Annotated in this window: 5 protein-coding genes; 4 read left to right on the plus strand and 1 reads right to left on the minus strand. The window is 65.3% G+C overall.

Translation table 11 applies throughout. The features are described 5' to 3' along the window. The first annotated feature begins 5 nt into the window (after nucleotides 1-5). The 3 genes from ASD67_RS15040 to ASD67_RS15050 all read left to right on the plus strand — a co-directional run bounded on the left by ASD67_RS15040 (nucleotide 6) and on the right by ASD67_RS15050 (nucleotide 4,601). Nucleotides 6-1,784: an SLC13 family permease gene (locus tag ASD67_RS15040; protein WP_056348882.1), complete on the plus strand. Its 1,779-nt coding sequence runs from the start codon at nucleotides 6-8 to the stop codon at nucleotides 1,782-1,784. 98 nt (nucleotides 1,785-1,882) lie between these two features. Beyond that, nucleotides 1,883-3,223 (plus strand): dicarboxylate/amino acid:cation symporter, encoded by a 1,341-nt coding sequence (locus tag ASD67_RS15045; protein WP_056348885.1) that lies wholly within the window; start codon nucleotides 1,883-1,885, stop codon nucleotides 3,221-3,223. A gap of 52 nt (nucleotides 3,224-3,275) precedes the next feature. Beyond that, entirely contained in the window at nucleotides 3,276-4,601 is a 1,326-nt protein-coding gene (locus tag ASD67_RS15050) for a dicarboxylate/amino acid:cation symporter (RefSeq protein ID WP_056348888.1), read from the plus strand. 7 nt (nucleotides 4,602-4,608) lie between these two features. On the opposite strand, the gene ASD67_RS15055 is transcribed toward ASD67_RS15050, so the two are convergent. Next, nucleotides 4,609-5,607: a hypothetical protein gene (locus ASD67_RS15055; RefSeq protein WP_156377732.1), complete on the minus strand. Its 999-nt coding sequence runs from the start codon at nucleotides 5,605-5,607 to the stop codon at nucleotides 4,609-4,611. A gap of 176 nt (nucleotides 5,608-5,783) precedes the next feature. On the opposite strand from ASD67_RS15055, the gene ASD67_RS15060 reads away from it, so the two are divergent. Beyond that, nucleotides 5,784-7,175 (plus strand): cytochrome P450, encoded by a 1,392-nt coding sequence (locus tag ASD67_RS15060; RefSeq protein WP_056348894.1) that lies wholly within the window; start codon nucleotides 5,784-5,786, stop codon nucleotides 7,173-7,175. The last annotated feature ends 86 nt before the right edge of the window (nucleotides 7,176-7,261 follow it).

The raw sequence follows: 7,261 nt of genomic DNA on the forward strand, positions 1-7,261 counted from the left end.
CCCTAGTGGAGTTCGTTGCCGCATTTGTCGCGGAGCAAAAGGCGGTCATCGGCCTCTTTGTGCTCGCGGGCATGTTCGCGGCCTTCGTCTGGGAACGCTTTTCGCCCTCGGTCGTCGCGGTGGCGGGGGCGGGCACGATGCTCGCGCTCGGGCTGCTCGACGAAAAGGGCGCGTACAGCGTCTTTTCGAACAGTGCGCCGCTGACCGTCGGCGCGATGTTCATCCTGTCGGGCGCGCTGATCCGCACCGGGGTGATCGACAAGGTCGGCAATTATGTCGTCGACCGCGCGCGCAAACACCCGCGCCTTGCAGTACTCGAAGTGTTCGGCGGCGGCCTGCTCGTCTCGGGTTTCATCAACAGCACCCCCTTTGTCGTGGTGATGATGCCCGTCTGTTTCCGGCTCGCCGAGGCGCTGGGGGTTTCTCCCAAGAAATTGCTGATGCCGCTGTCGGTGATCGCGGTACTCGGCGGCTGCCTGACGCTGATCGGTACTTCGACCAACCTCGTCGTCGCCGGAATCGCCGAACAGGCGGGGATCGAACGCTTCGGGCTGTTCAGTATCACGCCCTATGGGCTGGCGGTCGCTGCGGCGGGTGTCGTCGGCTTGCTGATCATGGCGCGCTTCCTGCCGTCCGATTACCCGCGCATCGCCGAAAAGGCCGACGGGACCGAGCAGCTTTATCTCACCGAACTGGGGCTGGCGGAGGATGATCCGGCGGTCGACATGGCGCTGGAGGCGGCGAGCGTTGGCGTCGCACCCACGCAGATCGTCGGCGTGATCGCGGGGGGGCGTTTGGTCACGGGAAGCGATGCTCAGAATCACCGCCTCGCAGCGGGCAACCGGATCGTCGCGCGGCTCGACGGCGCGACGCTGATGACGCTGCGCAACGAGCGGCGTTTCGCGATCGGCATCGGCGAAAGCCCCGATCCGGACTCGACCGTCGTCGAGGTGACGGTGGCGCCCAGCCATCGCTCGATCGATCGTCCGCTCGCCGAAATTCCCTTCCTCCAGCGCCAGCGCGTCCGCATCCTCGGCGTCTCGCGCTTTCGCCATCTGCCGGGGCCAACGCTGTCGGAAAACCGGATCCGCGCCGCCGACCGGCTGCTGGTCGATGCCGACGAGGCGAATATCGCGCAGTTGCGCGACAATCCCAATCTGATCGGCCTCGCCATGGCCTCGGCCACGGCCTTCCGCCGCCGCCGGGCGTGGATCGCGATGCTGGTGATGGCGAGCGCGGTGCTGCTGTCGGCGACCGGCATCATGTCGATCGGCATCGCGGCGTTCATCGGTGTCGCCATCGTCCTCCTCACGCGCTGCATCGACGCGTCGGAGGCGTGGGGCAGCATCGATGGCGATGTGCTGATCCTGATCTTCGCGATGCTCGCGGTCGGCGCCGCGCTCGAACAGGCGGGAACGGTCGCCTTGATGGTCGGCGCGCTCGACCCGATCCTGATCGGCGCACCGCAATGGGCGGTGATCGCGATCGTCTATTTCTCGGCGCTGCTGCTATCCGAACTGCTCAGCAACAATGCCGTCGCGGCGCTGATGGGGCCGCTGGTCATCGGGATCGCCCAGTCGACGGGGGTGGCGCCGCAACCGCTGCTGATCGCCTTGATGCTCGGCGCATCGGCCTGTTTCGCGACCCCGGTCGGATATCAGACCAACACCCTCGTCTATGCCGCGGGCGACTATCGCTTCATGGATTTCGTGCGCATCGGGGTACCGCTCAACATCCTGACCGGCATCGCCGGGGTGCTCGCCTTGAGCTTCTGGACCCCTTGATCGCGCCATCCGGTAACATGCGATTGCCCCTCGTCGGAGGGGCTGTTACCCCACCCGCATAAAATCCGGCGAGCCCGGAATCAGGGAGCATTTTTTTCATGGCAAAACGCCTGACCTTATTCATTCTTGTCGGCATGGTGCTGGGCATTATCGCCGGCGCGATCGGACATGCCCAGATCGGCGCCGACAAGGACGCCGCGGCGACGATCGCCGGCTATTTCAAGATTCTGCCTGACGTCTTTCTCCATCTCATCAAGATGATCATCGCTCCGCTGGTGCTGGCGACGATCGTCGCGGGCATCGCCAATATGGGGGACAGCGCCGCGCTCGGCCGGATCGGCCTGAAATCGCTGCTGTGGTTCATCGGCGCCAGCTTCATGTCGATCACGCTGGGTTTGCTGCTCGTGAACCTGCTTCAGCCGGGCGTCGGACTCGATCTGACGCCGACCGCGGAGATCGGCGAAGTGAAGACCTCGGCGCTCAACCTGCGCGACTTCATCTTGCATATCTTTCCCGAATCGATCTTCGGGGCGATGGCGGCGAACAATATCCTCCAGATCCTCGTCTTCTCGATCTTTGCCGGCGTGGGTCTGTCGGCGCTGGGCGAGCGGGGGGCGCCGCTGGTCCGCGCCGTCGATGTGCTTGCCGAATTGATGCTGCAGGTCACCAACTATGTGATGCTGTTCGCGCCCTTTGCGGTGTTCGGCGCGCTCGCCGGCGTGATCACGGTCAACGGGCTCGGCATCCTGCTCGACTTCCTGCGCCTGATCCTCGAATTCTACCTCGGCCTCGCCTTGCTGTGGATGATCCTGTTCGGACTCGGCGCGATCTTCCTCGGCAAGCGAATCCTGACGTTGGCGCGCTATATCGTCGAACCGCTGCTGCTCGCCTTTTCGACTGCGTCGTCGGAAGCGGCGCTGCCCAAGCTGTTCGAACAGCTCGACCGCTTCGGCGTCCCGCGCCGTGTTTCGGGCTTCGTCCTGCCGCTGGGCTACAGCTTCAATCTCGACGGCTCGATGATGTATATGAGCTTTGCGACGCTCTTCATTGCGCAGGCCTATGGCATCGATCTGTCGGTCGGCACGCAGATACTGATCCTGCTCACGTTGATGGTGACGTCGAAGGGGATCGCGGGCGTGCCGCGCGCGAGCCTGGTGGTCATCACCGCGACGCTGACCCAGTTCGGCCTGCCGGTCGAGGGCGTCGCGCTGATCCTGGGGATCGACCAGTTCCTCGACATGGGCCGCTCGGCGACCAATGTCGTGGGCAACGCGGTCGCAACGTCGGTCATCGCCAAGTGGGAAGGCATGCTCGAAGTGCCCGAACCGGCCGATGCTGAATGGCCACACGCCCCTGCGCATACGCCGCACCATGGAACCCGCGGGCTCGATCTTCGTGATGATGATGGGGAGGGTGACAGCAAGCCAGCGGCCGGATAGCGTGTAGGCGCAGTTTCTGGCCGTCCCACGGGGGGCGAGCAAGGAGCTGAGCATGGCCGGCGAAGGAGCGATGGACGAGGCGGAGCGCGAGGGTCTGCGCGCCCGCCGACTGCAATGGCGGATGCTGATCGGCTTCGTCGCCGGCCTGCTCTTCGGCCTCGCGGCGCATTATGGCACGTCCGACGCGGCGTGGGTCGATACCGCGACCTATTATCTGGGCAAATTTGGCGAGATATTCCTGCGCCTGCTCTTCATGCTCGTCATCCCGCTGTTGGTGTCCGCGCTGATCGTCGGCGTCGCCGAAATGGGCGAAATGCGGGCACTCAGGACGGTCGGACTGCGAACGCTCGTCTACACCGTCATCGTGTCGTCGATCGCCGTCGCGATCAGTCTGCTCGTCGTCAACCTGCTGCAGCCCGGCGGGGGCGTCGATCCGGAACTGGCCCGGTCGCTGATCGCCGAGGGCGCCGACCGCGCGGGCAGCATCGTTCAAAGCAGCCACGAGGCGAAGACCGGGGCAGACGCGATCGTCGCCATCGTGCCCAGTAATGTCTTCCTTGCGATGAGCGAGAATGAGGTGATCGCGGTCATGTTCTTCGCGCTCTTTTTCGGCATCGGGCTGATGCTGGTGCAATCGCCACAGACCCGGCAACTCAAGACGGTCGTCGAGGGGGTGTTCGAAGTCGCGATGAAGCTGATCGGCCTCGTCATCCAGCTCGCGCCGATCGCGATCTTTTGTTTCATGTTCAATCTGGGGGCGCAGTTCGGGTTCGACCTCCTCATTCGCCTGTCGGCCTTTGTCGGCGTCGTGCTGCTCGCGCTGTCGATCCAGATGCTCGTCGTTTTCCCGATCATCCTGAAAATCTTCGCCGGAAAATCTCCGGTCGCCTTTTTCCGCGAAACGCAGGAGGCCTCGATGATGGCCTTCGCGACCGCCTCGTCGAACGCGACCTTGCCGACGGCGTTGCGTGTCGCGCACGATCGGTTGCGCCTGCCCGACCGCGTCGCGCGCTTCGTGTTGACGATCGGAGCGACCGCGAACCAGAACGGCACCGCGATGTTCGAGGGCGTGACGGTGATCTTCCTCGCGCAATTCTTCGGTGTCGACCTGACGCTGCAGCAACAGATTTTCGTGATGCTCGTGTGCATTCTTGGCGGGATCGGCACCGCGGGCGTGCCGGCAGGATCGCTGCCGGTGATCGCGCTGATCCTCGCCTCGGTCGGGGTGCCGCCCGAGGGGATCGGGTTGATATTGGGCGTCGACCGCTTCCTCGACATGTGCCGCACGACGCTCAACGTCGTCGGCGACCTCGTTGCCGCGACGGTGGTGTCAAAGGGTGTCGCGGCCACGCCGGCGGCGCCGCGCGCCGCCGGCTGACGTCGGTTCAGTCCTCGCGGACGCGGTTCGGTCGGTCGGCGGGGCTTACCCGCGTCGACGGCGACGGGCGCGGCGCGCTCGCAGCGGGTGGTGCCGACCGGACGGGCGGGGCGGCCTGCGACGGCGCCGGGCGCGGGGCGGTCCCTGCGCTGCCACCGGAACGCGGCGGTATGCCTGCCGATCCGTTGCCGCCGGGATTTCCCTGCCACTGCTGGCGCGGGCGGCCGCCGCCGTTATTGCCGTCGGGCTGCGGCGGGCGCCCGGCTCCCGGACCGCGATCGGGGCGGCCGGGGCGGATCGGCACCGTCCCCGTCGGCGGAGCCGGATTGCCGTTGCCGGCGCCGGGCCTCGGCGGGCGTGTGCCGCGCGGTCCATCATTGTCGCCGCGGCCGGGACCACCCCAACCACCGCCCGGACGACCGTTGCCGCGACCGGGATCGATCGGGTTCGTGGTCGTCGGCGGATTGCCGGCGCCCGTTCCGGGGCGCGGCGGGCGGGTGCCCCGCGGTCCATCATTGTCGCGATCGCGCCCGTCCCAGCCGCCGGGGCGGCCACCGGGCCTGCCATCGCCGCGCGGACCGTCGCCACGGCCCGGACGGCTGCCGTTCCAATGGCCGTCGCCGCGTCCGCCATGATGTTTCCACCAGGCGCGGCGCCCACCCCAATAGTTCAGATACTGGCCACGCAGTGGGTAGCGGTTGTTGTAGCTATCGAAGAGCCACAGGCCCGAACCCGGGTAATAATAATTGTCGTACCAGCCGCCGCCGAAGCCGATGTTGACGAAACCCGCGCCATAATCGCCGCCGTCGTAGCAGTCATAACCATAGCCGTCGTCATAGGCATAAGGATCGGCGTCGTAATAATCGTTGCCATATTGCGCGACGCAGTCGTTGCCGGCGTAGCTCGACCCATAGCCATTGACGTCGCCGTAATAGCAGCCGCCGAGGCTGGTCGTCGCCAGCGCGCCGAGCGCGATCCCGAGGGGGCGGCGAAGGAAGTTGGCCATGCTCTTGTCCTTGGTTGCGGACTGCCGGGGCAGCCCGATCATCATGGCCGCCAATTTGCGCGAGTCGAGTTGAATTTGCGGTGAATAGAGTCGCATCGGCGACGGGACGTTACTTGCATCAATGTCAGTAGTGCGATACCCAAAGGACAACAGCCCTTTGACGAGGACCTCCCACGATGAACGCCCCCGCCAAAATCACATGGTCCGAAGCGCGCTTTGGTTCCGACACGCAGCACTGGCTGCCGCGCAACGACGAAAGTCTGCTCGATCATATCCCGGGCGAGGATGGCCTGCCGTTGCTCGGCACCACGCTCGACCAGCTCAAGGACCCGCAGGGCTTTTCGCGTCGGATGGTCGCCAAATATGGCAAGGTCTATCGCACCAAAAGCTTTGGCGGGCGCAGCGTCGCTATCCACGGGCCCGAGGCGAACGAGCTGGCGATGTTCGACCGCGACAAGAATTTCTCGTCCGAGCAGGGCTGGGGGCCGGTGCTCAACCTGCTCTTCCCGCGCGGGCTGATGTTGATGGATTTCGAAAAGCATCGCGCTGACCGCAAGACCTTGTCGGTCGCGTTCAAGCCCGAACCGATGCGGCTCTATGCCGACAGCCTCAATGCCGGGATCAAGGCGCGCGTCGCGTCGTGGAGCGGGCGGACGTTCAAATTCTATCCCGCGATCAAGCAACTGACGCTCGACCTTGCCGCGACCAGCTTCCTCGGCATCCCCTGGGGTCCCGAGGCGGAGAAGATCAACAAAAGCTTCGTCGACATGGTGCAGGCGTCGATCGGCATCGTTCGCCGCCCGCTGCCCTTCACCGCGATGGGGCGCGGCGTCGCGGGGCGCAAATATCTGGTCGACTATTTCAGCAGGATGGTCCCCGAACGCCGCACCTCGGACGGCGAGGACATGTTCACGCAAATCTGTCAGGCGCGCGACGAGAATGGCGATTATCTGGGCGTCGAGGCGATCGTCGACCATATGAACTTTCTGATGATGGCGGCGCACGACACGATCACCAGTTCGATCAGTTCGATGGTCTGGCTGCTCGCCAAGAACCCTGAATGGCAGGACCGACTCCGCGAGGAAATGCTCCGCGTCGCGCCGGCGGGCGAGGGGGTCGGACATAATGCGCTGAACGAGCTCGAACTCACCGAATGGGCGTTCAAGGAAGCGTTGCGGATGATCCCGCCGGTGCCGAGCATCCCGCGCCGCGCACTGCGCGATTTCGAATTCGGCGGCTACACCATCCCCGCCGGCACCAGCGTCGGGGTCAATCCCGGCTACACGCACATGATGCCCGAATATTGGCCCGAGCCCGAGACCTTCGACCCGATGCGCTTTTCGCCCGAGGGGGCGAAGGGGCGGCACAAATATGCCTGGGTGCCGTTCGGCGGCGGCGCGCATATGTGCCTGGGACTGCACTTCGCCTACATGCAGGCGAAGATCTTTTTCCACCATGTGATCACGACGCACCGCATCAGCGTCGCCGAGGGTTATGACCCCGACTGGTATATGTGGCCGATCCCGCGCCCCAAGGACGGGCTGCTGGTGACGTTCGAGAAAATTTGAGCCGGAAAATCCTCCCTGTCGCGGAGCGATGGGGAGGGGGACCGTCGCCGCAGGCGATGGTGGAGGGGCCGCGACGTGGGCGCCAT

Origin of the sequence: Sphingopyxis sp. Root1497, assembly GCF_001427085.1 — a bacterium.
Lineage (GTDB): Bacteria > Pseudomonadota > Alphaproteobacteria > Sphingomonadales > Sphingomonadaceae > Sphingopyxis.

What these genes read in the sequence shown, in the direction of transcription:
- ASD67_RS15045 (WP_056348885.1), top strand. Translation starts at nt 1,883, where the DNA reads ATGGCAAAACGCCTGACCTTATTCATTCTTGTCGGCATGGTGCTGGGC.
- ASD67_RS15050 (WP_056348888.1), top strand. Translation starts at nt 3,276, where the DNA reads ATGGCCGGCGAAGGAGCGATGGACGAGGCGGAGCGCGAGGGTCTGCGC.
- ASD67_RS15055 (WP_156377732.1), bottom strand. Translation starts at nt 5,607, where the DNA reads ATGGCCAACTTCCTTCGCCGCCCCCTCGGGATCGCGCTCGGCGCGCTG.
- ASD67_RS15060 (WP_056348894.1), top strand. Translation starts at nt 5,784, where the DNA reads ATGAACGCCCCCGCCAAAATCACATGGTCCGAAGCGCGCTTTGGTTCC.